At 62.0% G+C, this 25,434-nt stretch carries 27 protein-coding genes and 1 pseudogene; 27 read left to right on the top strand and 1 reads right to left on the bottom strand.

Going from position 1 to position 25,434, the window contains the following annotated elements:
* Positions 1 to 5: 5 nt before the first annotated feature.
* From fliH to C8K66_RS09270, 17 genes are all read left to right on the top strand, one after another.
* Positions 6 to 770, top strand: a complete 765-nt coding sequence (gene fliH, locus C8K66_RS09350) for a flagellar assembly protein FliH (RefSeq protein WP_079444456.1) — start codon at positions 6 to 8, stop codon at positions 768 to 770.
* Positions 760 to 2,118, top strand: coding sequence for a flagellar protein export ATPase FliI (gene fliI / locus C8K66_RS09345; RefSeq protein WP_017845380.1), 1,359 nt, complete (start codon positions 760 to 762; stop codon positions 2,116 to 2,118). The genes fliH and fliI overlap by 11 nt, the downstream gene beginning before the upstream one ends.
* 3 nt (positions 2,119 to 2,121) lie before the next feature.
* Complete coding sequence (gene fliJ, locus C8K66_RS09340) at positions 2,122 to 2,571, top strand: flagellar export protein FliJ (protein ID WP_017845381.1); 450 nt, start codon at positions 2,122 to 2,124, stop codon at positions 2,569 to 2,571.
* 120 nt (positions 2,572 to 2,691) lie between these two features.
* Positions 2,692 to 2,997 (top strand): STAS domain-containing protein, encoded by a 306-nt coding sequence (locus C8K66_RS09335; RefSeq protein ID WP_017845382.1) that lies wholly within the window; start codon positions 2,692 to 2,694, stop codon positions 2,995 to 2,997.
* Positions 2,994 to 4,712 carry a fused response regulator/phosphatase gene (locus tag C8K66_RS09330; protein WP_108524691.1) on the top strand — a complete coding sequence of 573 codons (1,719 nt, stop codon included), beginning with the start codon at positions 2,994 to 2,996 and terminating at the stop codon, positions 4,710 to 4,712. The genes C8K66_RS09335 and C8K66_RS09330 overlap by 4 nt, the downstream gene beginning before the upstream one ends.
* Positions 4,713 to 4,742: 30 nt before the next feature.
* Positions 4,743 to 5,087, top strand: coding sequence for an Hpt domain-containing protein (locus C8K66_RS09325; RefSeq protein WP_017845384.1), 345 nt, complete (start codon positions 4,743 to 4,745; stop codon positions 5,085 to 5,087).
* Positions 5,088 to 5,184: 97 nt separating this feature from the next.
* Entirely contained in the window at positions 5,185 to 6,573 is a 1,389-nt protein-coding gene (locus tag C8K66_RS09320) for a flagellar hook-length control protein FliK (RefSeq protein ID WP_108524689.1), read from the top strand.
* 290 nt (positions 6,574 to 6,863) lie between these two features.
* Complete coding sequence (fliL, locus tag C8K66_RS09315) at positions 6,864 to 7,364, top strand: flagellar basal body-associated protein FliL (protein ID WP_017845386.1); 501 nt, start codon at positions 6,864 to 6,866, stop codon at positions 7,362 to 7,364.
* A gap of 9 nt (positions 7,365 to 7,373) precedes the next feature.
* Positions 7,374 to 8,342: a flagellar motor switch protein FliM gene (gene fliM / locus C8K66_RS09310; protein ID WP_017845387.1), complete on the top strand. Its 969-nt coding sequence runs from the start codon at positions 7,374 to 7,376 to the stop codon at positions 8,340 to 8,342.
* Between the two features lie 56 nt (positions 8,343 to 8,398).
* The gene (gene fliN / locus C8K66_RS09305; protein WP_017845388.1) at positions 8,399 to 8,866 is read left to right on the top strand and encodes a flagellar motor switch protein FliN; all 468 of its coding nucleotides are present in this window, start codon (positions 8,399 to 8,401) and stop codon (positions 8,864 to 8,866) included.
* Position 8,867: 1 nt separating this feature from the next.
* Positions 8,868 to 9,311 carry a flagellar biosynthetic protein FliO gene (fliO, locus tag C8K66_RS09300; protein WP_026139822.1) on the top strand — a complete coding sequence of 148 codons (444 nt, stop codon included), beginning with the start codon at positions 8,868 to 8,870 and terminating at the stop codon, positions 9,309 to 9,311.
* Positions 9,311 to 10,054 (top strand): flagellar type III secretion system pore protein FliP, encoded by a 744-nt coding sequence (gene fliP, locus C8K66_RS09295; RefSeq protein WP_046382522.1) that lies wholly within the window; start codon positions 9,311 to 9,313, stop codon positions 10,052 to 10,054. Before fliO ends, fliP begins: the two co-directional genes overlap by 1 nt.
* 4 nt (positions 10,055 to 10,058) lie before the next feature.
* Positions 10,059 to 10,328, top strand: a complete 270-nt coding sequence (gene fliQ / locus C8K66_RS09290) for a flagellar biosynthesis protein FliQ (RefSeq protein ID WP_003175300.1) — start codon at positions 10,059 to 10,061, stop codon at positions 10,326 to 10,328.
* Positions 10,329 to 10,332: 4 nt separating this feature from the next.
* The gene (fliR, locus tag C8K66_RS09285; RefSeq protein WP_057003870.1) at positions 10,333 to 11,118 is read left to right on the top strand and encodes a flagellar biosynthetic protein FliR; all 786 of its coding nucleotides are present in this window, start codon (positions 10,333 to 10,335) and stop codon (positions 11,116 to 11,118) included.
* 3 nt (positions 11,119 to 11,121) lie between these two features.
* Positions 11,122 to 12,258 (top strand): flagellar biosynthesis protein FlhB, encoded by a 1,137-nt coding sequence (gene flhB, locus C8K66_RS09280; RefSeq protein WP_017845392.1) that lies wholly within the window; start codon positions 11,122 to 11,124, stop codon positions 12,256 to 12,258.
* 161 nt (positions 12,259 to 12,419) lie between these two features.
* Entirely contained in the window at positions 12,420 to 12,620 is a 201-nt protein-coding gene (locus C8K66_RS09275; RefSeq protein ID WP_057003871.1) for a cold shock domain-containing protein, read from the top strand.
* A gap of 44 nt (positions 12,621 to 12,664) precedes the next feature.
* Positions 12,665 to 12,868 (top strand): cold-shock protein, encoded by a 204-nt coding sequence (locus C8K66_RS09270; protein ID WP_017845394.1) that lies wholly within the window; start codon positions 12,665 to 12,667, stop codon positions 12,866 to 12,868.
* A 109-nt stretch (positions 12,869 to 12,977) separates the two neighbouring features.
* On the opposite strand, the pseudogene C8K66_RS09265 reads toward C8K66_RS09270, so the two are convergent.
* Positions 12,978 to 13,259, bottom strand: a pseudogene (locus C8K66_RS09265) (DUF6124 family protein).
* Between the two features lie 466 nt (positions 13,260 to 13,725).
* On the opposite strand from C8K66_RS09265, the gene flhA reads away from it, so the two are divergent.
* The 10 genes from flhA (at position 13,726) to motD (ending at position 25,434) form a co-directional block, all read left to right on the top strand.
* Positions 13,726 to 15,840 carry a flagellar biosynthesis protein FlhA gene (gene flhA / locus C8K66_RS09260; protein WP_057003874.1) on the top strand — a complete coding sequence of 705 codons (2,115 nt, stop codon included), beginning with the start codon at positions 13,726 to 13,728 and terminating at the stop codon, positions 15,838 to 15,840.
* An 11-nt stretch (positions 15,841 to 15,851) separates the two neighbouring features.
* On the top strand, positions 15,852 to 17,168 hold the full coding sequence (gene flhF / locus C8K66_RS09255) for a flagellar biosynthesis protein FlhF (protein ID WP_046382525.1): 1,317 nt from the start codon (positions 15,852 to 15,854) through the stop codon (positions 17,166 to 17,168).
* A 105-nt stretch (positions 17,169 to 17,273) separates the two neighbouring features.
* Positions 17,274 to 18,107 (top strand): flagellar synthesis regulator FleN, encoded by an 834-nt coding sequence (fleN, locus tag C8K66_RS09250; protein ID WP_003192912.1) that lies wholly within the window; start codon positions 17,274 to 17,276, stop codon positions 18,105 to 18,107.
* On the top strand, positions 18,104 to 18,844 hold the full coding sequence (gene fliA / locus C8K66_RS09245) for an RNA polymerase sigma factor FliA (RefSeq protein WP_017845400.1): 741 nt from the start codon (positions 18,104 to 18,106) through the stop codon (positions 18,842 to 18,844). Before fleN ends, fliA begins: the two co-directional genes overlap by 4 nt.
* Before the next feature lie 168 nt (positions 18,845 to 19,012).
* Positions 19,013 to 19,387, top strand: a complete 375-nt coding sequence (locus C8K66_RS09240; protein WP_003192908.1) for a chemotaxis response regulator CheY — start codon at positions 19,013 to 19,015, stop codon at positions 19,385 to 19,387.
* A gap of 18 nt (positions 19,388 to 19,405) precedes the next feature.
* Positions 19,406 to 20,194 carry a protein phosphatase CheZ gene (locus C8K66_RS09235; RefSeq protein ID WP_017845401.1) on the top strand — a complete coding sequence of 263 codons (789 nt, stop codon included), beginning with the start codon at positions 19,406 to 19,408 and terminating at the stop codon, positions 20,192 to 20,194.
* Positions 20,195 to 20,205: 11 nt separating this feature from the next.
* On the top strand, positions 20,206 to 22,491 hold the full coding sequence (locus tag C8K66_RS09230; RefSeq protein ID WP_108524685.1) for a chemotaxis protein CheA: 2,286 nt from the start codon (positions 20,206 to 20,208) through the stop codon (positions 22,489 to 22,491).
* A gap of 48 nt (positions 22,492 to 22,539) precedes the next feature.
* Positions 22,540 to 23,664 carry a chemotaxis response regulator protein-glutamate methylesterase gene (locus C8K66_RS09225; protein ID WP_046382527.1) on the top strand — a complete coding sequence of 375 codons (1,125 nt, stop codon included), beginning with the start codon at positions 22,540 to 22,542 and terminating at the stop codon, positions 23,662 to 23,664.
* The gene (locus tag C8K66_RS09220) at positions 23,664 to 24,404 is read left to right on the top strand and encodes a flagellar motor protein (RefSeq protein WP_017849387.1); all 741 of its coding nucleotides are present in this window, start codon (positions 23,664 to 23,666) and stop codon (positions 24,402 to 24,404) included. Before C8K66_RS09225 ends, C8K66_RS09220 begins: the two co-directional genes overlap by 1 nt.
* Before the next feature lie 142 nt (positions 24,405 to 24,546).
* On the top strand, positions 24,547 to 25,434 hold the full coding sequence (gene motD / locus C8K66_RS09215; protein ID WP_017849389.1) for a flagellar motor protein MotD: 888 nt from the start codon (positions 24,547 to 24,549) through the stop codon (positions 25,432 to 25,434).

The raw sequence follows: 25,434 nt of genomic DNA, 5'->3' as shown, positions 1-25,434 counted from the left end.
CTCGCATGTCGAACAAAGATGAGACGCCCAGCGATCTGATTCGCGCGCGGGACGTGGGCGGGTTCGACATCTGGTCGTTGCCCAGCTTCGATCCGCATGTGCCGGAGCCCGAACCCGAGCCTGTGGAAGAACCGCCGGCGGAAATGGAAGAAGTGCCGCTGGAGGAAGTCCAGCCACTGACCCTGGAAGAGTTGGAAAGCATCCGCCAGGAGGCCTACAACGAAGGCTTTGCCGCTGGCGAAAAAGATGGTTTTCGCAGCGCCACGCTCAAGGTCCGCCAGGAAGCCGAGGTCGCCTTGAGCGTCAAGCTGGCCAGCCTCGAACGCCTGATGGGCAGCCTGTTCGAGCCCATCGCCGAGCAGGATTCGCAGATCGAAAAAGCCATGGTCGGGCTGGTCGAGCACATCGCCCGTCAGGTGATCCAGCGTGAGCTGGTGCTGGACTCCAGCCAGATCGAAAGCGTCATGCGCGAAGCCCTCAAGCTGCTGCCCCTGGGCGTCGGCAATGTGCGGCTGCACATCAACCCGCAGGATTTCGAACAGGTCAAAGCCCTGCGCGAGCGCCATGAAGAAACCTGGCGCATCGTCGAAGACGCCGATCTGCAGCCCGGTGGTTGCCGCGTCGAGACCGAATACAGCCGCATCGACGCCACCGTGGAAACGCGCATCAGCCAGATCATGGCCCAACTGCTGGATCAGGTCCACGAGCAGCTCCTGAACCCGGCCGAACCGGACATGAGCGTGGACCTGGACGCCGCCGATGCGCCTTGATCGCACCAGCTTCGCCAAACGCCTGGGTGGTTATATCGAGGCCACTGGGTTGCCCGGCCAGCCGATTCTCGAAGGGCGCCTGCTGCGCATGGTCGGCCTGACCCTCGAAGCCGAAGGCCTGCGTGCCGCCATGGGCAGCCGCTGCTTGGTGATCAACGACGACAGCTACCACCCGGTACAGGTCGAAGCTGAAGTCATGGGCTTTTCCGGCAGCAAGATTTTCCTCATGCCCGTCGGCAGCCTGGCGGGCATCGCCCCCGGTGCCCGCGTGGTGCCGCTGGCCGATACCGGCCGCCTGCCCATGGGCATGAGCATGCTCGGCCGCGTGCTGGACGGCGCCGGTCGCGCGCTGGACGGCAAGGGCGGCATGAAGGCCGAAGACTGGGTGCCGATGGACGGCCCCACCATCAACCCGCTCAAGCGCAACCCGATCAGCCAGCCGCTGGACGTGGGCATTCGCAGCATCAACGGTTTATTGACGGTCGGTCGCGGCCAGCGCCTGGGCCTGTTCGCCGGTACCGGCGTGGGTAAGTCGGTGTTGCTCGGCATGATGACCCGCTTTACCGAGGCCGACATCATCGTGGTGGGGCTGATCGGCGAACGGGGCCGGGAAGTGAAGGAGTTCATCGAGCACAGCCTCGGTGAAGAAGGCCTCAAGCGTTCGGTGGTGGTTGCCTCCCCGGCCGACGATGCGCCGCTGATGCGTTTGCGCGCGGCCATGTACTGCACGCGCATCGCCGAATATTTTCGCGACAAGGGCAAGAACGTCCTGTTGCTGATGGATTCCCTCACGCGTTTCGCCCAGGCCCAGCGGGAAATCGCCCTGGCCATCGGCGAGCCGCCGGCCACCAAGGGGTATCCGCCGTCGGTGTTCGCCAAGCTGCCCAAGCTGGTCGAGCGCGCCGGTAATGCCGAGGCGGGCGGGGGCTCGATCACCGCGTTCTACACCGTGTTGTCTGAAGGCGATGACCAGCAGGACCCGATCGCCGACTCGGCGCGTGGCGTGCTCGACGGTCACATCGTGCTGTCGCGGCGCCTGGCGGAAGAGGGACACTACCCGGCGATCGACATCGAAGCCTCCATCAGCCGGGTGATGCCGTCGGTGGTCACGCCCGAGCACATGGCCCGCGCCCAGCAGTTCAAGCAGCTGTGGTCGCGCTATCAGCAGAGTCGCGACCTGATCAGCGTCGGCGCCTATGTGGCCGGTGGCGATCGTGAGACCGACCTGGCGATTGCCCTGCAACCGCAATTGGTCACCTACCTGCGCCAGGGTCTCAACGACAACATCAGCATGGGCGAAAGCGAAGCGCACTTGCAGTCCATCTTCGCCCCCGCGCCAGGCGGCTAAGCCATGGCCAGCAGCCGCTCCTCACGCCTGGCCCCGGTGGTGGACATGGCCGAAAAGGCCGAAAAAACCGCGGTCCAGCGCCTGGGTTACTTCCAGGGCCAGGTGCGCCTGGCAGAAAGCAAGCTCGGCGACCTGGAGCGCTTTCGCGGCGAGTACCAGCAGCAGTGGATCGAGCGCGGCACCAAAGGCGTGTCCGGCCAGTGGCTGATGGGCTACCAGGGCTTTCTCAACCAACTTGAGACCGCCGTCGGCCAGCAGCGCCAGAGCCTGGCCTGGCACCAGAACAACCTCGACAAGGCCCGCGAGAGCTGGCAGCAGGCGTATGCCCGGGTCGAAGGCTTGCGCAAGCTGGTGCAGCGCTATATCGACGAAGCGCGGGCGATCGAGGATAAGCGCGAGCAGAAGCTGCTCGACGAGCTGTCCCAGCGCCTGCCGCGGCAGAATCCCTACTAGCGCCAGGCCCGCTGTTCAATGTGGGAAGGGGCTTGTCTCCCATATTTGATTCGCCGTGTTGCCCATAGCCCATTCGCCTGCTACACCTTCTATCTAGACCCATGACAAGGAAGCAGTCACATGTCAGTCGTGTCAGAAGTATCCCTGGATGGGACAAAGTTGACGATTGCAATCAAAGGCCGGTTCGATTTCGGCAGCCACCAGATCTTTCGTGAGGCCTACGAGCGTTTCTACAAGGTGCCGGACGTGTACGTGGTCGACCTGAAGGAAACCACCTACATGGACAGTTCCGCCCTGGGCATGCTCCTGCTGCTGCGCGATCATGCCGGGGGCGATGATGCGGAAGTCCAGGTGATCAACATCAGCTCCGACGTGCGCAAGATCCTCGCGATATCCAACTTCGATAAACTGTTCGATATCAATTGAGCGCTCTGGCTCCGGTCCTCGAACCGCTGACCGTCCTGATCGCCGAAGACAGCGCCACCGACTTGCTGTTGCTGTCGACCATCATCCGGCGCCAGGGCCACCACGTGCTCACCGCCAGCAACGGTGTGGAAGCGGTCGACCTGTTCGCCCGCGAACGCCCGCAACTGGTGCTGATGGACGCCCTGATGCCGGTGATGGATGGCTTTGAGGCCGCGCGCCGGATCAAGCAACTGGCGGGCGAAGCCCTGGTGCCGATCATCTTCCTCACCTCCCTGCGCCAAAGCGAAGCCCTGGCCGAATGCCTGGATGCCGGTGGCGATGACTTCTTGCCCAAGCCCTACAACCCGCTGATCCTCGCGGCCAAGATCAATGCGATGGACCGCCTGCGCCGCCTGCAGGCCACGGTATTGCAGCAGCGCGACCTGATCGCCAAGCACCACGACTACCTGCTGCATGAGCAACGCGTGGCCAAGGCGGTGTTCGACAAGGTTGCCCATTCCGGCTGTATCAACGCAGCGCCGAACATCCGTTACCTGCAATCGCCGTATGCGCTGTTCAACGGTGACTTGTTGTTGGCGGCCTACACGCCGGCGGGTGATATGCATGTGCTGCTCGGCGATTTCACCGGGCATGGCCTGCCGGCGGCGGTCGGCGCGATGCCGTTGGCGGAAGTGTTCTACGGCATGACGGCCAAGGGCTACGGGCTGACGCAGATCCTGCGGGAGATGAACGCCAAGCTCAAACGCATCCTGCCGGTGGACATGTTCTGCTGCGCCGCGCTGTTGTGCCTGAGCACGCAGCGGCGCGTGGTGGAGGTCTGGAATGGCGGCATGCCTGATGGCTATGTACATGAAGTCGCCACCGGCAAGCGGACACCGTTGGTGTCACGGCATTTGCCGTTGGGCGTGCTGTCGGCACAGGCGTTCGAGGATCGTACCGAAGTCTGGCCGATGGCCCTGGGCGACCGCGTGTTTCTGCTCTCCGACGGCGTGCTGGACACCGCCGACGCCAACGAACAGTTGTTCGGCGCCGAGCGCTTGCAGCAGGTGTTTGCCGCCAATCGCGAGCCCGACCGCCTGTTCGAGGATATCGAGCAGGCTCTGGCGGCGTTTTGCGGTGAGGTGCGGGATGATGTGAGCATGGTCGAAATCACCCTGCAGGCCGGCCAGTCGATGCGTGCGACGGGGCCGTTGTACGCCGACAGCGGCCAGTCGTGCCCGTTGGATTGGTCGGTGGGCTTTGAATTCCGCGCCGAGACCCTCAAGCGTTACAACCCGTTGCCCTATCTGCTGCAACTGCTGCTCGAGATCCACGGCCTGCGCGAGCAGAGCGGGGCGCTCTACAGCGTGATGGCCGAACTGTATTCCAACGCTCTGGAGCATGGCGTGCTGGGCCTGGACTCGCGGCTCAAGCGCGATGCCAAAGGGTTCGCGCAGTATTACCGCGAGCGCAACGAACGGCTGATGCGGCTCAACAGCGGTTATGTGCGCGTGCAGGTGCAGGTGGCGCCCACCGTTACCGGCGGCAGGATGAGCTTGCGCATCGAAGACAGCGGCCCCGGGTTCGATGTGGAACAGGTACTGGCGCGCCCGCTGGATGTCGACCGCCTGTCCGGTCGCGGCTTGAGCCTGGTACGGCAACTGAGCAGCGATGTACGCTGGTCCGACGGCGGGCGTAGCGTCTGCGTGGAGTTTTGCTGGGAGGCTCTGGCATAATCCGCCGATTCTTGATCAAGGAGCGAACAAGTGGTTGAGGTTCATCTGGACCCGGACGTGTTATCGGGTTTGCAGGAAGTCATGGAAGGCGAGTACCCCAAGTTGCTCGATACCTTTCTTGATGATTCGCAAAAGCGCGTCGAAGCGCTGCGCAAGGCGCGCGACGATGCCAAGGCATTGGCGCTTATCGCCCATAGTTTCAAGGGCAGCAGTGGCAACCTCGGGGCGGTGCGGTTGGCGCACTTGTGCCAGCGCCTGGAGGTTGAGTCCGTCGAGGCGGCGGCGGACCTGGGGGCCTTGGTCGATCAGATCGATCATGAGTTTGCGCTGGTCAAGCCGCTGTATGAGTCGGAGCGCCAGCGCTTCCAGCTTTAATTTCAGGCGCGGGACGGCTTTTCGATAGGAGCTGGCCCGACTCTTGCTCTATCTCCTGATACTGCATCCCCGATCCCATGCAGTGGAGACCTTACCTATGCCAGTCGCCCCTAATTCGCTCCTTCAGGCTGCCTCCGCGGCCAAGCCTCAAGCGCCTGCCGCCAATCCACCGGCGGCGGCTGCGGAGCCACGGGATAAGGGCCCTGGCTTTGCTCAGGTGTTCGCCAGCCAAGGTTCGAAGCCCTCGGCCAAGGCCGACGACAACTCGGCCAAACCCACGCGCGACAAGCCGGCCGACGCGAGTGCCAAACCGGTTGCCGGCAACGATAAGCCTGTCGCGAACAACGATAAACCTGCCGCCGGTACGCCAGCGGTTGCCGATAGCGGCAAACCCTTGCCTGCCGACCCGCCGGCCAAGCCGGCCGACAGCGCCAGCAGTGATCAAACTCCGCCTGCCGACCCCGCCCTGGCGCAGCAGCCTGCGGCAGACCCGACGGTTGCGCCGGTGGTTGACCCCGCGTTGATTGTCACGGTCACGCCAGTTGCGGTGCCGGTGCCGGTGCCAGTGCCGGTGGAAACGCCAGCCCCGGCCGCCGCCAAGGATGACAAGGCCCAGCCGCTGGTCACGACGCCGTTGGCAGCGACCGATGCGGCCAAGCCAGCCTTCGATCCCACGGCAGACCCTCTGGACGCCCTGCCGGCGGTACGCCTGGCGATGGAGCAGGGCGGCCATGTGTCGGCCAGCAGCCAGACGCCGCAGAAAGCCGCGCCGACGTCCCAGGACCAGCCGACTGTCGCGCAGAACTTCGCCACGGGCCTGGCTAACATGGTGGATCAGCAAGCCAGCAAGGACAGCACCGACCAGGGCGGCGACAAAGCCTTTGGCGGGTTGATCGAGGAAGGCCTCAAGGATTTGAAGGGCGCCAGCAGCGACACCCGTGTCGATGACTTCGCCAACCGCCTGGCCGCGCTGACCCAGGCCGCCACGCCGAAAACCGCCAACGCGTTGCCGCCGGTGACCAACGCACCGCTGGCCATGCACCAGAGCGGCTGGACCGAGGAAATCGTCAACCGCGTGATGTACCTGTCCAGCGCCAACCTCAAGTCGGCGGAGATCCAGCTGCAACCGGCCGAACTCGGGCGCCTGGATATCAAGGTCAACATGACAGCGGACCAGCAGGCCCAGGTCACGTTCATGAGCGGTCACGCCGTGGTGCGTGACGCGCTGGAAAGCCAGTCCGGCCGGTTGCGCGAGATGTTCGCCCAGCAGGGCATGGGGCAGGTCGACGTCAACGTGTCCGACCAATCCCGCGGCTGGCAGGGCCAAGGTCAGGGCCAACAGCAACAGAACCAGGCGAACGGTGTCAGTGGCCGTGGCGGTCGGGGTGACAACGGCGACGTTGCCGATCACGCCGAAGTGGCAGCGGCCGTCGCGCCGGTGACGTCCACCGTGATCGGCTCCAGCGCCGTCGACTACTACGCCTGATTCAGGGCCAACACCGGCCTGAGTGTGGGAGGGGGCTTGCCCCTGATGATCACGACCATTAAGCCTGACCTGAGTCGATCGCAATCCAAAGGTGGGAGGGGGCTTGCCCCCGATGGCGGTGTGCCCGTCAACGAATCGGTCGACTGGAACTCCGCCATCGGGGGCAAGCCCCCTCCCACAATGGATCTGTGGCGTGGCCGCTGTCCTGCTCTGCCTGACAACTCTGGCATAACACTTGCTCTTGCCTTTCCGTAGATCTATGAATCCCCGAATAGTGACGGATTATTGGCATGGCGAAGAGCGACGACGCAGCAAAAGCACCTGCAGGCAAGGGTAAGCTCAAGCTTATCCTGTTGATTGTCCTGGCCCTGGTCCTGGCCATCGGCGCCTCCGTGGGCGGCACTTGGTACATCATGCACAGCAGTGCGAGCAAACCGGCGCCCGCCGCCGAAACTGCCAGTAACGTCAAGCAACCGGCAATCTTCGAACCGATGCTTCCGGCCTTTGTCGCCAACTTCAACCAGAACGGTCGTCAACGCTACCTGCAGGTGAGCATCACCTTGCTGGCGCGCAACCAGGCGGACCTTGATGCGCTCAAGGTGCATATGCCGGTGATCCGCAACAACCTGGTGATGTTGTTTTCCGCGCAAAGCTTCGACAACCTGGCCACCCCGGTGGGCCAGGAAATGCTGCGCCAGAAGGTCACTGCCAGCGTGCAGGAAGTGGCCCAGAAAGAGCTCGGCAAAGTGGTGGTCGAGCAGGCGCTCTTCACTAATTTCGTATTGCAGTAGGATCACCACATGGCCGTGCAAGACCTGCTGTCCCAGGATGAAATCGATGCGCTGCTGCATGGCGTGGACGATGGTCTGGTACAGACCGAAACGGCTGCCGAACCCGGCAGCGTCAAAAGTTATGACCTGACCAGCCAGGATCGCATCGTCCGTGGACGCATGCCGACCCTGGAAATGATCAACGAGCGTTTCGCCCGTTACACCCGCATCAGCATGTTCAACATGCTGCGCCGCTCGGCGGACGTGGCGGTGGGCGGCGTGCAGGTGATGAAGTTCGGTGAATACGTACACTCGCTGTACGTGCCTACCAGCCTCAACCTGGTCAAGATCAAGCCATTGCGCGGCACGGCGTTGTTCATCCTCGACGCCAAACTGGTGTTCAAGCTGGTGGACAACTTCTTCGGCGGCGACGGCCGTCACGCCAAGATCGAAGGCCGGGAATTCACCCCCACGGAACTGCGGGTGGTGCGGATGGTGCTGGAGCAGGCCTTCATCGACTTGAAGGAAGCCTGGCAGGCGATCATGGAAGTCAACTTCGAGTACATCAACTCGGAAGTGAACCCGGCCATGGCCAACATCGTCGGCCCCAGCGAAGCGATTGTGGTGTCGACGTTCCACATCGAACTCGATGGCGGTGGCGGTGACCTGCACGTGACCATGCCGTACTCGATGATCGAGCCGGTGCGCGAAATGCTCGATGCCGGCTTCCAGTCCGACCTCGACGATCAGGATGAACGCTGGGTCAAGGCCCTGCGCGAAGACCTGCTGGACGTCGACGTGCCGCTGAGCGCCACCGTGGCGCGTCGTCAGTTGCGCCTGCGGGATATCTTGCACATGCAACCGGGCGACGTGATTCCCGTCGAGTTGCCGGAAGAACTGATCATGCGCGCCAACGGCGTGCCGTCGTTCAAGGTCAAGCTCGGTTCCCACAAGGGCAACCTGGCGCTGCAAGTGGTGGAGCCGATCAACCGGCGTTGAGTCACCCGTATTGATGCACCCCTATTTATGAATGTTTGCTCCGCCGAGGACATGTAATGGCTACCGAACACGAAAACACTTCCGCCGAAGACCAGGCCCTGGCCGACGAATGGGCTGCGGCCCTGGAAGAAACCGGCGATGTCGGCCAGGACGATATCGACGCGCTGCTGGCGGCCGATGCCTCTACTGCGCCGGCCAGTAACCGCCTGCCCATGGAAGAATTCGGCAGCGTGCCGAAGAACAACGACCCGGTGAGCCTCGACGGCCCGAACCTGGACGTGATTCTCGACATCCCGGTGTCGATCTCCATGGAAGTCGGCAGCACCGACATCAACATCCGCAACCTGCTGCAGCTCAACCAGGGTTCGGTGATCGAGCTTGACCGCTTGGCCGGCGAGCCGCTGGACGTGCTGGTCAACGGTACGCTGATCGCCCATGGCGAAGTGGTGGTGGTCAACGAAAAGTTCGGCATTCGCCTGACCGACGTGATCAGCCCGAGCGAACGCATCAAGAAGCTGCGCTGACATGAAGTATTCGATGGCGGGACTGTTGCTGGCGCTGCCATTGAGCGCCCTCGCGGCCGAGCCGGTCGCGCAAGCGGCCGCGGCGGCGGCACCGGTGGTGAGCAGCGGTATCGGCGGTCAGTTGACCCAACTGGTACTGGGCCTGCTGCTGGTGGTCGGGCTGATTTTCGTGCTGGCCTGGCTGATGCGTCGGGTGCAGAACATTGGCCCGGGCAACGCCCAGGTCATCGAGATGATCGGCTCGCGCGCCCTCGGCCCGCGTGATCGGCTGGTGCTGGTGCAGGTGGGCGAGGAACAGATCCTGCTGGGCCTCACCCCCGGCCGCATCACCCCGCTGCATGTGCTCAAGACCCCGGTCAACGTCGCCCCGACCCAAGCCGCCACGCCAGAATTCGCCCAACGCCTGATGGAGTTGCTGGGCAAGGATCAGAAGGATAAGAAGTAATGCGCGTTTTATTGACGCTCATGCTGTGGCTGGCCGCGCCATTGGCGTTCGCCGCCGACCCGTTGTCGATCCCGGCGATTACGCTCGGCACCAACGCGGCCGGGGCCCAGGAGTATTCGGTCAGCCTGCAGATCCTGCTGATCATGACGGCGCTGAGTTTTATCCCGGCGTTTGTCATGCTGATGACCAGCTTCACCCGCATCATTATCGTGTTCTCGATCCTGCGTCAGGCCCTGGGCCTGCAACAGACGCCATCGAACCAGATCCTCACGGGCATGGCGCTGTTCTTGACGATGTTCATCATGGCGCCGGTCTTCGACAAGGTGAACCAGCAAGCCCTGCAGCCTTACCTCGCGGAAAAGCTCACGGCGCAAGACGCCATCGACAAGGCCCAAGGCCCGATCAAAGACTTCATGCTGTCGCAGACCCGCTCCAGCGACCTTGAGCTGTTCATGCGCCTGTCCAAGCGCACCGACATCGCCACGCCGGACCAGGCGCCGCTGACGATCCTGGTGCCGGCGTTCGTCACCTCGGAACTGAAGACGGCGTTCCAGATCGGTTTCATGATCTTTATCCCGTTCCTGATCATCGACCTGGTGGTGGCGAGCGTGCTGATGGCCATGGGGATGATGATGCTGTCGCCGCTGATCATCTCGTTGCCGTTCAAGATCATGCTGTTTGTGCTGGTGGACGGCTGGGCACTGATCATCGGCACGTTGGCCAGCAGTTTCGGCGGAGTGTAGGGCTATGACCCCAGAAGTTGCCGTCGACCTGTTCCGTGAAGCGTTGTGGCTGACCACGATGATGGTTGCCGTGCTGGTGGTGCCGAGCCTGTTGGTTGGCCTGTTGGTGGCGATGTTCCAGGCCGCGACCCAGATCAACGAACAAACCCTGAGCTTCCTGCCGCGCCTGCTGGTGATGCTGGTCACGTTGATTGTCGCTGGCCCGTGGCTGGTGCAAACCTTCATGGAATATATCCTGCAGCTGTACGGCAGTATTCCGCAGTTGATCGGCTGACCGCATGCAATCGCTGCTGGCGTTGACCGACACCCAGATCAGCACCTGGGTGGCGTCGTTTATCTTGCCGCTGTTCCGAGTCACGGCGGTGCTGATGAGCATGCCGGTGTTCGGCACCACCCTGGTACCACGGCGCATCCGCCTGTACTTCGCGGTGGCGATCACCGTGGTGCTGGTGCCGGGCTTGCCGCCGATGCCTGCGGTCAATGCGCTGGACCTCAGTGCGCTGATGCTGATTGCCGAGCAGATCCTGATCGGCTCGCTGCTGGGCTTCTCCCTGCAACTGTTCTTCCAGGCATTCGTGATCGCCGGGCAAATCATCTCGATCCAGATGGGTATGGGTTTTGCGTCGATGGTCGACCCCACCAACGGCGTGTCGGCTGCGGTGATCGGGCAGTTCCTGACCATGCTGGTGACCTTGATGTTCCTGGCCATGAACGGCCACCTGGTGGTGTTCGAGGTGCTGACCGAAAGTTTCACCACCTTGCCGGTCGGCTCGGGGCTGGTGGTCAATCACTTCTGGGAACTGGTGGGGCGCCTCAGTTGGGTGTTGGGCGCTTCGCTGTTGCTGGTGCTGCCGGCGATCACCGCGCTGCTGGTGGTCAACATCGCGTTTGGGGTGATGACCCGCGCGGCGCCGCAGCTGAATATCTTCTCTATCGGTTTCCCGTTGACCCTGGTGTTGGGCATGGGGATTTTCTGGATCGGCATGGCCGACATTCTCAATCAGTATCAACCGCTGGCGAGCGACGCCTTGCAGTTCTTACGTGATCTGGCACGGGCGCGCTGAGCCATGGCCGAGAGCGAGAGTGGTCAGGACAAAACAGAAGACCCCACGGAGAAACGAAAAAAGGACTCCCGGGAAAAGGGCGAGATTGCCCGCTCCAAAGAGCTCAACACCGTCGCGACGATGATGGCCGGTGCCGGCGCCTTGCTGATCTACGGCGGCGGCCTGGCGCTCGACCTGATGGAGTTGATGAAACTCAACTTCAGCTTGCCCCGTGAAGTGCTGCTCAGCCCCGGCGCCATGGGGCAGTACCTGCTGCATTCGGGGAAAATCGCGATCCTGGCGGTGCAGCCGATTTTGATCACCTTGCTCCTGGCCGCGCTGATCGGCCCCGTCGCCCTTGGCGGCTGGCTGTTCGCCGCGAGCAGCATGGCACCAAAATTCAGCCGCATGAACCCGGCGGCGGGGCTCAAGCGCATGTTTTCCACCAAGGCGTTGGTGGAACTGCTCAAGGCCCTGGCCAAGTTCATCCTGATTCTGTTCGTGGCCTTGGTGGTATTGTCCTCCGACATCGATGACCTGCTGCGCATCGCCCATGAGCCGCTGGAGTCGGCGATCATCCACAGCGTGCAAGTGGTGGGCTGGAGTGCGTTGTGGATGGCCGCCGGGCTGATCCTGATCGCCGCCGTGGATGCGCCGATCCAGCTGTGGGAAAGCCACAAGAAACTGCTGATGACCAAGCAGGAAGTGCGCGACGAACACAAGGACCAGGAGGGTCGCCCCGAGGTCAAGCAGCGCATTCGCCAACTGCAGCGCGAAATGTCCCAGCGCAAGATGATGGCTTCGGTGCCCGACGCCGACGTGGTGATCACCAACCCGACCCACTACGCCGTGGCTCTCAAGTACGACCCGGAGAAGGGCGGCGCGCCGATGCTGCTGGCCAAGGGCAGCGACTTCACGGCGCTGAAAATCCGCGAAATCGCCGTGGCCAACGACATCCTGTTGCTGGAGTCGCCGGAACTGGCGCGGTCGATCTTCTACTCCACCGACCTCGACCAGGAAATCCCCGCCGGGCTGTACCTGGCCGTGGCCCAGGTATTGGCCTACGTCTACCAGATCCGCCAGTATCGTGCGGGCAAAGGCAAGCGCCCCGATCCGCTCAAGGACCTGCCGATTCCGCCGGATTTGCGGCGCGATTCCTGACGTGCAGCCAAGGTGTCCTCTGGGGCAAGCGGGCTCGCCACATCACTTCTACCGCTTGTCGTTAATTGCCGTCTACCTGTCAACTTTGACAGTAGTCAGCATCGCCTTTTCACGGTTCCATTGCCTCAGGTACTGCGCAGCAAGAGGTCGGAAGTGGGGCAATGCAGCTATTCACAGGTACGGTTAAGTCTTATGACCCGCAGAACGGAAAAGGTTTGATTGCGCTGGACAGCGGGGGAGACGACGTGTCGGTAGATCTGCGCAGTTCGGATGGATGCAAGCTTTCGGAGGGCCAGAACGTGGCGTTTCAGATGATCCATCGACCGGATGGTGTCTATGCATGCGACATCACGCTGATCTGATGTCAGCTGTACAAGTCCTTAATTGAAGTGTGCGGAGAACGACAATGGCAACGGGCACTGTGAAATGGTTTAACGCGGAGAAGGGGTTTGGTTTTATTTCTCCCGACGACGGCAGCACGGACGTGTTTGTCCACTATTCAGCAATCACCGGCACCGGTTTCAAAAGTTTGGAAGAAAATCAAAAAGTGGAATACGACGTGACGCAGGGCCAAAAAGGCCCGCAGGCCGAGAATGTGCGTCCTGTATAAAGATCGCTACTGATAGCATCCCTTCGCCGCGCCCATCAGCGCTCTGTCCCCTTGAAGCAAAAGTTGATCGTTCCCATCGGCGGGAACGATCACTGGGTTGGACGCTTGTCTAGGGTTTACCCAGTTCTGTCTCGGCTGATGGCTCGATGTCATCCAGTACTCGCTCGGCCAATAACCGCGCTACCTCAACCAATTGCGCAATTCCCAGCGCCCCTTCTCACCGTGATCCTTCCAGATCAAAGGCGAAGTCGCAGGTCAGGGCGTGTGCGCAAGCCAGGGTTTCGGTGAGGTTGACCAGCAGGTCTTCGGTGCTGATGCCGTCGATGAGGGTGAACAGCACGGTGGGTGGGGTATTGGTGCCGCGCGGGGGATTTGGGGTTGGTTTAACCATTGTGACGCTCCTGATTTAAGTGGAGCTGCCACTGATCGCCGCGATGCGATGGGGTGGCAGCTGTACGCAGGTTCGCGGACCGGAATCAGGAAACCGGCATACCCGAAGGTATCCCGCGCACAGCCACCATAGCGCCGCACAGTAGACGATAAAAAGGCGTCAACTGAAAGCGGACAATGGCACTTTGCGCCTGAATTTACATGGGCCGCGACGCCCGCCCGCCGCGTTTGCAACGGTGTACGGAGACTAGAGAGTGAGTTTCCTAGGGGCAGCCTCAAACACTTATCGGAAGTTTCGCAACCTCTGCAGGCGAACACTTGTGGCGAGGGCGCTTGCTCCCTAGTCACTGATCCAACTCGGAGAACAGAAGTTGGAAGGCTTCTTGCAGTAGCGCCTCCAGGACGCCTCTCGGCGTCAAAAGTTTGCTTCAAGGATGCGAGGAGTACCGGTGGTAGATCGCTCTCAAATGCTCAGCACGGCCCGCAGCACCCTGACTGACCTCTCGCGGGGCAATCTGGGTGTGCCGTTGTTGTTGCTGGTGATGCTGGCAATGATGATGTTGCCGATGCCGCCGTTCCTGCTCGACGTGTTCTTCACCTTCAACATCGCCTTGTCCGTCGTGGTCCTGCTGGTCTGCGTCTACGCGTTGCGGCCGCTGGATTTTGCGGTGTTCCCCACCATTCTGCTGATCGCCACGCTGTTGCGGCTGGCGTTGAACGTGGCGTCGACCCGCGTGGTCATGCTCCACGGCCAGGACGGGCATGCCGCCGCCGGTAAGGTGATCCAGGCCTTCGGCGAGGTGGTGATCGGCGGTAACTACGTGGTCGGTATCGTGGTGTTCGCGATCCTGATGATCATCAACTTCGTGGTAGTGACCAAGGGCGCCGGGCGGATTTCCGAGGTGAGCGCGCGCTTTACCCTCGACGCCATGCCCGGCAAACAGATGGCCATCGACGCCGACCTCAACGCCGGCCTGATCGACCAGAACCAGGCTAAATCGCGTCGCCTGGAAGTGGCCCAAGAAGCCGAGTTCTACGGTTCCATGGACGGTGCCAGCAAATTCGTGCGCGGTGACGCCATCGCCGGCCTGTTGATTCTGTTCATCAACCTGATCGGCGGCATGGCGGTCGGGATCTTCCAGCACGGCATGACCTTCGGCGATGCAGGCAAGGTCTACGCCCTGCTGACCATCGGTGACGGTTTAGTGGCGCAATTGCCATCACTGTTGTTATCTACAGCTGCGGCGATCATGGTGACCCGTGCGTCGGGCTCCGAAGACATGGGCAAGCAGATCAGCCGGCAGATGTTCGCCTCGCCCAAGGCGCTGGCCGTGGCGGCGGGCATCATGGCGATCATGGGCATTGTGCCCGGCATGCCTCATATCTCGTTCTTGAGCATGGCGGCCATGGCCGCCGGTGGCGCCTACCTGTTCTGGAGAAAGCAGAACTTGGTCAAGGTGAAGGCCCAGCAAGAAATCGCGCGCCAGCAGGAACTGCTGCCGTCGCCGGCCCGCGCCCAGGAAACCAAGGAGTTGGGCTGGGACGATGTGACCCCGATCGACATGATCGGCCTGGAAGTCGGCTACCGCCTGATCCCGTTGGTCGACCGCAACCAGGGCGGCCAATTGCTCGCGCGGATCAAGGGCGTGCGCAAGAAGCTGTCCCAGGACCTGGGCTTCCTGATGCCCACTGTGCATATCCGTGACAACCTCGACCTGGCCCCCAGCGCCTACCGCCTGACCCTGATGGGCGTGATCCTCGCCGAAGCGGAGATCTACCCCGACCGCGAGCTGGCGATCAACCCGGGCCAGGTGTTCGGCACGCTGAACGGTATAACCGCCAAAGATCCGGCTTTTGGTCTGGAAGCGGTCTGGATCGAAGTCAGCCAGCGCAGCCAGGCGCAGTCCCTCGGCTACACCGTGGTGGACGCCAGCACCGTGGTCGCCACGCACCTCAACCAGATTCTGTACAAGCACTCCCACGAGCTGATCGGCCACGAAGAAGTCCAGCAACTAATGGGTTTGCTGGCCAAAGCCTCGCCCAAGCTCGCCGAAGAGCTGGTGCCGGGCGTGCTGTCGCTGTCGCAATTGCTCAAGGTGCTGCAGGCGCTGCTGGCCGAACAGGTGCCGGTGCGCGACATTCGCAGCATCGCCGAGGCCATCGCCAACAATGCCGCCAAGAGTCAAGATACTGCCGCGTTGGTGGCCGCCGTGCGCGTTGGATTATCCCGCGCTATCGTACAAAGCATTGTAGGGATTGAGTCTGAGCTGCCTGTGATCACCTTGGAGCCAAGGTTGGAACAAATATTGCTCAATAGTATTCAGAAGGCAGGACAGGGCCAGGAAGAGGGCGTTCTGCTGGAGCCAAGCATGGCTGAAAAACTGCAGCGTTCGTTGATCGAAGCAGCGCAGCGTCAGGAAATGCAGGGCCAACCGGTGATTCTGCTGGTGGCAGGCCCGGTCCGAGCGATGTTGTCGCGGTTTGGACGCCTGGCAGTGCCGAATTTGCACGTTTTGGCTTATCAGGAAATCCCTGACAACAAGCAAGTGACTATCGTCGCGACAGTAGGGCCCAACGGCTGAGGTAGTGGGTTATGCAAGTAAAGCGTTTTTTCGCCGCCGATATGCGTCAGGCCATGAAACTGGTACGTGACGAGCTGGGCGCCGACGCTGCGATTATCGGTAACCGTCGTATTGCCGGCGGTGTCGAGCTGACGGCTGCCCTGGATTACACCCCTTCGGCGCTGGCCCCGCGTGTCCCGAACATGGAGCTTGAAGACGAGCTGCGCAAGACGGCCTCGCGCATTGTCTCGGCCCAGGCCGAACTGAGCATGCGCGGCGACAGCGATGCGACCACCAATCGCCAGTTGTTCGCCGGCCTGCCGCTGACCGCCGCCGAGCCGCTGGTCGAGCCGACGTTCATCGAACCGCCGCGTCCTGCCGCGCCTGCCCCGGCCGCCGCAGTCGACCAGCGTGTGTTCGACTCGATGCGCTTTGAGCTCAACGGCCTGCGCGAGCTGCTGGAAGTGCAGCTCGGTTCGCTGGCCTGGACCCAACTGCAAGGCAGCAAGCCGCAACAGGCCAACCTGTGGCGTCGCCTGCAACGCATCGGCCTGTCCGGCCCGTTGTCCCGCGACCTGCTGGCGCTGACCAGCGAAATCGAAGAACCTCGCCAGGCCTGGCGCATGTTGCTGGCCCACCTGGCGCGGATGATCGTCACCCCGGAACTCGAACCCCTGGAAGAGGGCGGCGTGATCGCCATGGTCGGCCCTGCCGGCATGGGCAAGACCACCACGCTGGCCAAGCTGGCGGCGCGCTACGTGCTCAAGTACGGCGCCCAGAACATCGCGCTGGTAAGCATGGACAGCTACCGCATCGGTGCCCAGGAGCAACTCAAGACCCTGGGCCGCATCCTCAATGTGTCGGTGACCCACGTCGACCCGGGCCAGTCCCTGGCCAACGCCCTCGATCCGTTGCTGCGCAAACGTGTGGTGCTGATCGATACCGCCGGCCTGCAAGCCAGCGATCCGGCGTTGCGCATGCAACTGGAGAGCCTGGCCGGGCGTGGCATCAAGGCAAAAAATTACCTGGTGCTTGCAACCACCAGCCAAAAACAAGTTCTTACCGCTGCGTACCATAGCTACAAGCGCTGCGGCCTGGCCGGATGCATCCTCACCAAGCTCGACGAAACCGCGAGCCTGGGCGAGGTGCTGAGCCTGGCTATCAGTCATGAACTTCCGGTCGCCTACCTGACCGACGGGCCGCGGATTCCGGATGATTTGCATCTGCCGCGCCGTCATCAGTTGGTCAGCCGTGCCGTCAGCGTGCAAATGCAAGAAGAGCCTAGCGAGGAAGCGATGGCCGATATGTTCGCTGACCTTTACCACAACCCGGCAAAGCGGGTGGGTTGAGGCAGCATGAACACCATGAAATGTATCTACATCGATGGTCTGCAAGCGATTCACGCGGCCAAGCCATGTAGCCTGCGTCTAAGCAAGACAAGGTAAAGAATTAAAATGGGCAGCATGCATCCCGTACAGGTGATCGCGGTGACCGGCGGCAAAGGTGGCGTCGGGAAAACTAACGTGTCAGTGAATTTGTCCCTGGCCCTGGCAGAGCTTGGCCGTCGTGTCATGCTGCTGGATGCTGACCTTGGGTTGGCGAACGTTGACGTTTTGCTGGGGCTCACGCCCAAACACACCCTCGCCGATGTGATCGAGGGTCGCTGCGAGCTGCGCGACGTGCTGCTGCAGGGCCCTGGAGGCATCCGCATCGTGCCGGCCGCCTCGGGCACCCAGAGCATGGTCCACTTGAGCCCTGCGCAGCATGCCGGCCTGATCCAGGCGTTCAGCGATATCGGCGACAACCTCGACGTGCTGGTGATCGACACCGCCGCCGGGATTGGCGAGTCTGTGGTCAGCTTCGTGCGCGCCGCGCAAGAAGTCCTGCTGGTGGTCTGCGATGAACCCACCTCGATCACCGACGCCTACGCCCTGATCAAACTGCTCAACCGCGACTACGGCATGAACCGCTTCCGCGTGCTGGCCAACATGGCCCAGAGCCCGCAGGAAGGACGCAACCTGTTCGCCAAGTTGACCAAGGTCACTGATCGCTTTCTCGATGTCGCCTTACAATACGTCGGCGCAGTTCCCTATGACGAGTGTGTACGCAAGGCCGTGCAAAAGCAGCGTGCGGTCTACGAAGCGTTCCCTCGTTCGAAATGCGCGTTGGCGTTCAAGGCTATTGCTCAGAAGGTCGATACCTGGCCGTTGCCCGCCAACCCTCGGGGGCATCTGGAGTTTTTCGTCGAGCGATTGGTGCATCAGACGAGCGCAGGACCGGTGCTATGACAGCCAGCGGCTATAACCTTTACAAAAATTCGGCACGTGACCGTCAGGGCGAATTGATCGAGCGCTATGCGCCGCTGGTCAAGCGCATTGCCTATCACTTGCTGGCACGCCTGCCCGCCAGTGTCCAGGTCGAAGACTTGATCCAGGCCGGCATGATCGGCCTGCTCGAAGTGTCGACCAAATACGACGCGAGCAAGGGTGCGAGTTTCGAGACGTATGCGGGTATCCGTATCCGTGGCGCGATGCTCGATGAAGTGCGTAAAGGGGATTGGGCGCCGCGTTCGGTACACCGCAATACGCGCATGGTCAGTGACGCAATTCGTGCAATTGAAGCAAAAACCGGTCGCGACGCTAAAGATCACGAAGTTGCGGCCGAACTCCAATTGAGTCTCGACGATTATTACGGGATTTTGAACGATACCTTGGGCAGCCGCCTGTTCAGTTTCGACGACCTGTTGCAGGACGGCGAACACGAAGGGCTGCACGAGGACGGCGCGAGTGCTCATCTCGAACCGTCGCGCGACCTGGAAGATGAACGCTTTCAGGGGGCGCTGGCGGACGCGATTGCCAATCTGCCGGAGCGTGAGCGACTGGTGTTGGCGCTGTACTACGACGAAGAGCTGAACCTCAAGGAAATCGGTGAGGTCCTGGGGGTCAGCGAATCGCGTGTCAGCCAGCTGCACAGCCAGTGCGCAGCCCGCTTGCGGGGACGCCTGGGAGAGTGGCGCGCGCGCTGACAGGCAGTGTGGGGACACTGCAGACACTACCGCGAGGCCCTTGGTTTTCGCGGGTGAGTTTCGTGGTGCCCTGGGCAGTCCTTTTTGTGTAACGCCTGTTGATTGAAATGGCGCGTCCAGGTGCTGGACGCGTTTTAAGACTGCTTGGAGGTCGAATTGGACAAGAACATGAAAATCCTCATCGTTGATGACTTCTCAACGATGCGGCGGATCATAAAAAACCTGTTGCGTGACCTGGGGTTCACCAACACGGTCGAGGCGGATGACGGCCTTACGGCGATTCCGATCCTCAACAGCGGGAGCATCGACTTTCTGGTAACCGACTGGAACATGCCCGGCATGACCGGTATCGACTTGCTGCGCCATGTGCGCGCCGATGAAAAACTGCGCAGCCTTCCCGTGTTGATGGTGACCGCCGAAGCCAAGCGTGAGCAGATCATCGAAGCCGCCCAGGCCGGGGTCAACGGCTACGTGGTCAAGCCATTCACTGCATTGGCCTTGAAAGAGAAGATCGAAAAAATCTTCGAACGCATCCACGGCTAATGCCATCGCGGGGGAGCTATGGAGCATAAAGAAACGTCACAGGGGGACTTTGAGTCGACCCTGAAAAAGCATGCTCACCAACTGGTCGAGAGCCTTGAAAAAGGCCAGTTCGGCGACGCGGTGCAGTTAATCCATGAGCTTAACCAGACCCGTGACCGCGGCCTGTATCAGGAAGTGGGCAAGCTCACGCGCGAGCTGCACAGTGCGATCGTCAATTTTCAGATTGACCCGCACATGCCCCAGGCTGAAGAAATTTCGCAAATCACCGATGCCACTGAACGCCTGTCCTATGTGGTCAGGCTGACTGAAGCGGCGGCCAACCGCACCATGGACCTGGTGGAAAACGCCACGCCCCTGGTCAACGGCATGGCCAACGAAGCCCAGGCCCTCAGCGTTGACTGGGGCCGCTTCATGCGTCGGGAAGTGGGGGCTGAGGAGTTTCGTGAGTTGGCCCGTCGGGTCGAGGGTTTCCTGTCGCGCAGCGAACAGGACAACCACACGGTGTCCAGCAACCTCAATGACATTCTGCTCGCCCAGGATTACCAGGACCTCACCGGTCAGGTGATCAAGCGTGTGACCCAATTGGTCACTGAAGTGGAAAGCAACTTGCTCAAATTGGTGCTTATGGCAGGCCAAGTCGATCGTTTTGCCGGCATCGAACATGACCGCGAAGCGATCCTCTCGGAAAAAGATCCACAAAAACATCTCGCCAAGGGTGAAGGTCCGCAGATTCATGCCGATAAACGTGAAGACGTTATGTCAGGTCAGGATGACGTAGATGACCTGTTATCCAGTTTAGGCTTCTAAGGAGCACACCCATGAGCTTCGGCGCCGATGAAGAAATCCTTCAGGATTTCCTTGTAGAGGCCGGCGAAATTTTAGAGCAACTGTCCGAACAACTGGTCGAGCTGGAAAGCCGACCGGATGATGCGAACCTGCTCAATGCAATTTTTCGCGGTTTTCACACTGTAAAAGGGGGCGCCGGCTTCCTCCAGCTCCATGAGCTGGTGGAGTGCTGCCACATCGCCGAGAACGTGTTCGACATCCTGCGCAAGGGTGAGCGTCACGTTGATTCGGAGCTGATGGACGTGATTCTCGAAGCGCTGGATGCGGTCAACGGCATGTTCAGCGAAGTTCGCGAACGTGCCCCGATCACCGCAGCCACCCCGGAACTGCTGGCCGCCCTGGCGCGTCTGGCGGAACCTGCCGACACCGCGGCCGCGCCGGTGGTGGAAGCGGCTCCGGAGCCTGTGGTCGAAGCCGAAGCGGATGTCACCGACAGCGAGTTCGAGCAACTGCTCGACTCCCTCAATGCGGTCAAGGCCGAAGCCGAAGCGCCGCAAGCGGTCGCTGCAGTGGCCGCGCCCGCCGCGCCGACCGGCGAAGACATTACCGACGCAGAATTCGAATCCCTGCTCGATCAGTTGCACGGCAAGGGCCAGTTCGCTGCCGACGCCGTTGCACCTGCGGCTGAGGCGCAAGCACCTGCGAGTACCTCGCAAGTTCCGGCAGCCACCGCCGCCGCCGGCACCGACATTACCGACGACGAATTCGAAGCGTTGCTCGACCAGTTGCATGGCAAGGGCTCCTTTGCTGCCGATGCCTTGCCGGAAGTCGCCGCAACTGCTGCCGCACCAGCTGCTGCCGCTGCCGCTGCCGCTGCCGCTGCCGCTGCCGCTGCCGCACCTGCCGGCGACGGGCTGATTTCCGATCACGAATTCGAAGCCCTGCTCGACGAACTGCACGGCAAGGGCAAGTTCGCCGAAGTGGCCGCTGGCGCTGCGGCGACGGCAGCCCCGGTGGCGGCCAAACCGGCACCGGCCAAAGCCGCGGCACCTGCTGCCGCCAAGCCGGCCCCGGCCCCGGCTGCCGCAGCTCCTGCCGCTGCCGCGCGTGCCCCGGCCGCCGCCGCGGCCGACAAGCCTGCCAGCGAAGCCGAAACCACGGTGCGTGTGGATACCGCGCGCCTGGACGACATCATGAACATGGTCGGCGAACTGGTGCTGGTGCGTAACCGCCTGGTGCGCCTGGGCCTGAACAGTGGCGACGAAGCCATGCAGAAGGCCGTGTCGAACCTCGACGTGGTCACTGCCGACCTGCAGACCGCGGTGATGAAGACGCGGATGCAGCCGATCAAGAAAGTCTTCGGTCGCTTCCCGCGCCTGGTTCGTGACCTGGCTCGCCAGCTCAAGAAAGAAATCAACCTGGAACTGGTGGGTGAAGAAACCGACCTCGACAAAAACCTTGTCGAGGCCCTGGCCGACCCGCTGGTCCACTTGGTGCGCAACGCCGTCGACCACGGCGTGGAAACCCCGGAAGAACGCGAAGCCGCGGGCAAGTCCCGTAACGGCAAGGTGATTCTGGCGGCGGAACAAGAGGGTGACCATATCCTGCTGTCGATCACCGATGACGGCAAAGGCATGGACCCGGCGATCCTGCGCGGTATCGCCGTCAAGCGTGGCGTGATGGACAAGGATGCCGCCGACCGCTTGACCGACACCGAGTGCTACAACCTGATTTTCGCGCCGGGCTTCTCGACCAAGACCGAGATTTCCGACGTGTCGGGCCGTGGCGTGGGCATGGACGTGGTGAAAACCAAGATCAGCCAGCTCAACGGTTCGATCAATATCTACTCGACCAAGGGCCTGGGCTCGAAGATCGTCATCAAGGTGCCGTTGACCCTGGCGATCATGCCGACCCTGATGGTGATGCTGGGCAACCAGGCCTTCGCTTTCCCGCTGGTCAACGTCAACGAGATCTTCCACCTCGACCTGTCGCGCACCAACGTGGTGGACGGCCAGGAAGTGGTGATCGTGCGCGACAAAGCGTTGCCACTGTTCTACCTCAAGCGCTGGCTGGTCGCCTCGGCCGCCCATGAAGAGCAGCGCGAAGGCCATGTGGTGATTCTCTCCGTGGGCACCCAGCGCATCGGCTTTGTCGTCGATCAACTGGTCGGCCAGGAAGAAGTGGTCATCAAGCCTTTGGGCAAAATGCTGCAGGGAACCCCGGGCATGTCGGGTGCGACCATCACCGGTGACGGTCGTATCGCGTTGATTCTCGATGTTCCGAGCATGCTCAAGCGTTACGCCGCACGGCGTATTTGATTCTGGTGGGGCAGGGCGGTATTGCCTGCCCCGCCTAACGGAGTGTTTATGGTAGTCAAGGTCCTGGTGGTGGACGATTCGGGTTTCTTCCGCCGCCGCGTCTCGGAAATTCTTTCCGCCGATCCAACGATCCAGGTGGTCGGCACGGCCACCAACGGTAAAGAGGCGATTGATCAAGCCATTGCGTTGAAGCCGGACGTGATCACCATGGACTACGAGATGCCGATGATGGATGGCATCACCGCAGTCCGACACATCATGCAGCGCTGTCCGACCCCGGTATTGATGTTCTCCTCGCTGACCCACGAAGGCGCCCGGGTCACCCTGGATGCGCTGGACGCCGGTGCGGTGGACTTCCTGCCGAAGAATTTCGAAGACATCTCGCGCAACCCCGAGAAGGTCAAACAGATGCTGTGCGAGAAGGTCCACAGCATTTCGCGCAGCAACCGTCGCAGCCTGTTCAGCGCCCCGGCGCCTGCGCCGGTCGCGGCTCCGGCGGCACCCACCAGCACGGCGTTCGGTCGCCCGGCGCCGGCAGCGGTTGCCCGGCCTGCCGCGGCACCCGTGCGGGCACCTGCGCCAAGCGCCCATTCGCCGGCGCCGAAACGCAAGGCCTACAAGCTGGTTGCCATTGGTACTTCGACCGGCGGCCCGGTTGCCCTGCAACGGGTCTTGACCCAACTGCCGGCCAACTTCCCGGCGCCGATCGTGCTGATCCAGCACATGCCCGCCGCGTTCACCAAGGCCTTCGCCGAGCGCCTGGACAAGCTGTGCCGCATCAGCGTCAAGGAAGCCGAGGATGGCGACATCCTGCGTCCTGGCCTGGCGTTGCTGGCGCCTGGGGGCAAGCAGATGATGGTCGATGGCCGTGGAGCGATCAAAATCCTGCCGGGCGATGAGCGCCTCAACTACAAACCCTGCGTGGATATCACCTTCGGTTCGGCAGCCAAGTCCTACGGCGACAAAGTTCTGGCGGTGGTGCTCACCGGCATGGGCGCCGACGGTCGCGAAGGCGCGCGCCTGCTCAAGCAGGGCGGCAGTGCGATCTGGGCCCAGGACGAAGCCAGTTGCGTGATTTATGGCATGCCGATGGCCATCGTCAAGGCTGAGCTGGCCGACGCGATCTACAGCCTGGACGATATCGGCAGGCATTTGGTGGAGGCCTGCCTCTGATGGATGTACTGAGTCTGATCGGTATCACCATGGCGTTTGTCGCGATCATCGGCGGCAACTACCTCGAAGGCGGGCACCTCGGCGCCCTGGCCAACGGCCCGGCGGCGCTGATCGTGATCGGTGGCACCGTGGGCGCGGCATTGCTGCAGTCGCCCTTGAGTTCGTTCAAGCGTGCCATGCAGATCCTGATCTGGATTATTTTCCCGCCGCGCGTCGACCTGGCCGGCGGCATCGACCGCGTGGTCAACTGGAGCCTCACCGCACGCAAGGAAGGCCTGCTCGGCCTGGAAGGCGTGGCCGATGCCGAGCCCGACAGCTACGCGCGCAAAGGCCTGCAATTGCTGGTGGACGGCGCCGAGCCGGAGGCGATCCGCAGCATCCTGGAAGTGGATTTCTACACCCAGGAAAGCCGCGATATCAACGCCGCCAAAGTCTTTGAAAGCATGGGCGGCTACGCGCCGACCATCGGCATCATCGGTGCGGTGATGGGCCTGATCCACGTGATGGGCAACCTCGCCGATCCGTCGCAACTGGGCAGCGGCATTGCCGTGGCGTTTGTCGCCACCATCTACGGTGTGGCGAGTGCCAACCTGGTGCTGTTGCCGGTGGCCAGCAAGCTCAAGTCGATTGCCCTGCGCCAGTCGCGTTACCGTGAAATGTTGCTCGAAGGCATCCTGTCGATTGCCGAAGGCGAGAACCCGCGCTCCATCGAATTGAAGCTCCAGGGCTTCATGGATTGATGTACATGAAACGTGTAGGAGCGAGCTTGTTCGCGAAAATCGTCAACGATGACGCGGGCATTTTGGACGAACGCGTTGCTCTCGGATTTTTCGCGAGCAAGCTCGCTCCTGCAGGTGATTCGTTTTGCGGAGGTAATCGTCTGTGAGCCGTCGCCGTCGCGAGCCTGAAGAACACGTCAACCATGAACGCTGGCTGGTGTCCTACGCGGACTTCATCACCTTGCTGTTCGCGTTTTTCGTGGTGATGTACTCCATCTCGTCGATCAACGAAGGCAAGTACAAAGTCATTTCCCAAGCGCTGATCGGCGTGTTCAACGACGCCGATCGTTCGCTCAAGCCGATCCCGATCGGCGAAGAGCGGCCCAAGACCGTGACCCCGGCCAAGCCGCTGGTCAACGACAGCGATGAGACCTCCGCCGGCATGGGCGGCACCGGCGACCCGCTGAAAAGCATCGCCGACGATATCAGCGCCGCGTTCGGCGACTTGATCAGCTCCAACCAGATGACCGTGCGCGGCAATGAGTTGTGGGTGGAGATCGAGCTCAATTCGAGCCTGCTGTTCGCCAGCGCCGATGCCATGCCCAGCGACCAGGCGTTCACCATCATCGACAAGGTGGCGGCGATCCTCAAGCCGTTTGAAAACCCGATCCACGTCGAAGGCTTCACCGACAATATCCCCATCAGTACCGCGCAGTACCCGACCAACTGGGAGCTGTCGTCGGCCCGGGCGGCCAGCATCGTGCGGATGCTCGCGATGCAGGGCGTGAACCCCGGTCGCCTGGCGTCGGTCGGCTACGGCGAGTTCCAGCCGGTGGCCAATAACGCCACGGCGGAAGGCCGCGCCCGCAACCGCCGGGTGGTGCTGGTGGTCTCGCGCAACCTGGATGTGCGCCGCAGCCTGACCGGCACCGGCACGGCAAATGCAACCCCGGACGCGGCATTGAAGCGGGCTGGCACACAAACTGCACCGGCCCTTGCAAAGCCGCCGGTACGGCAAAGCTCCGTCAATTCTCCGTCACCGGCTCAATAA

The sequence above is a fragment of the Pseudomonas sp. GV105 genome (genome assembly GCF_003058185.1).
GTDB classification, from domain to species: domain Bacteria; phylum Pseudomonadota; class Gammaproteobacteria; order Pseudomonadales; family Pseudomonadaceae; genus Aquipseudomonas; species Aquipseudomonas veronii.
Note: the sequence above shows the minus strand (reverse complement) of the source record. Positions and strands in the feature narration are given on the sequence as shown.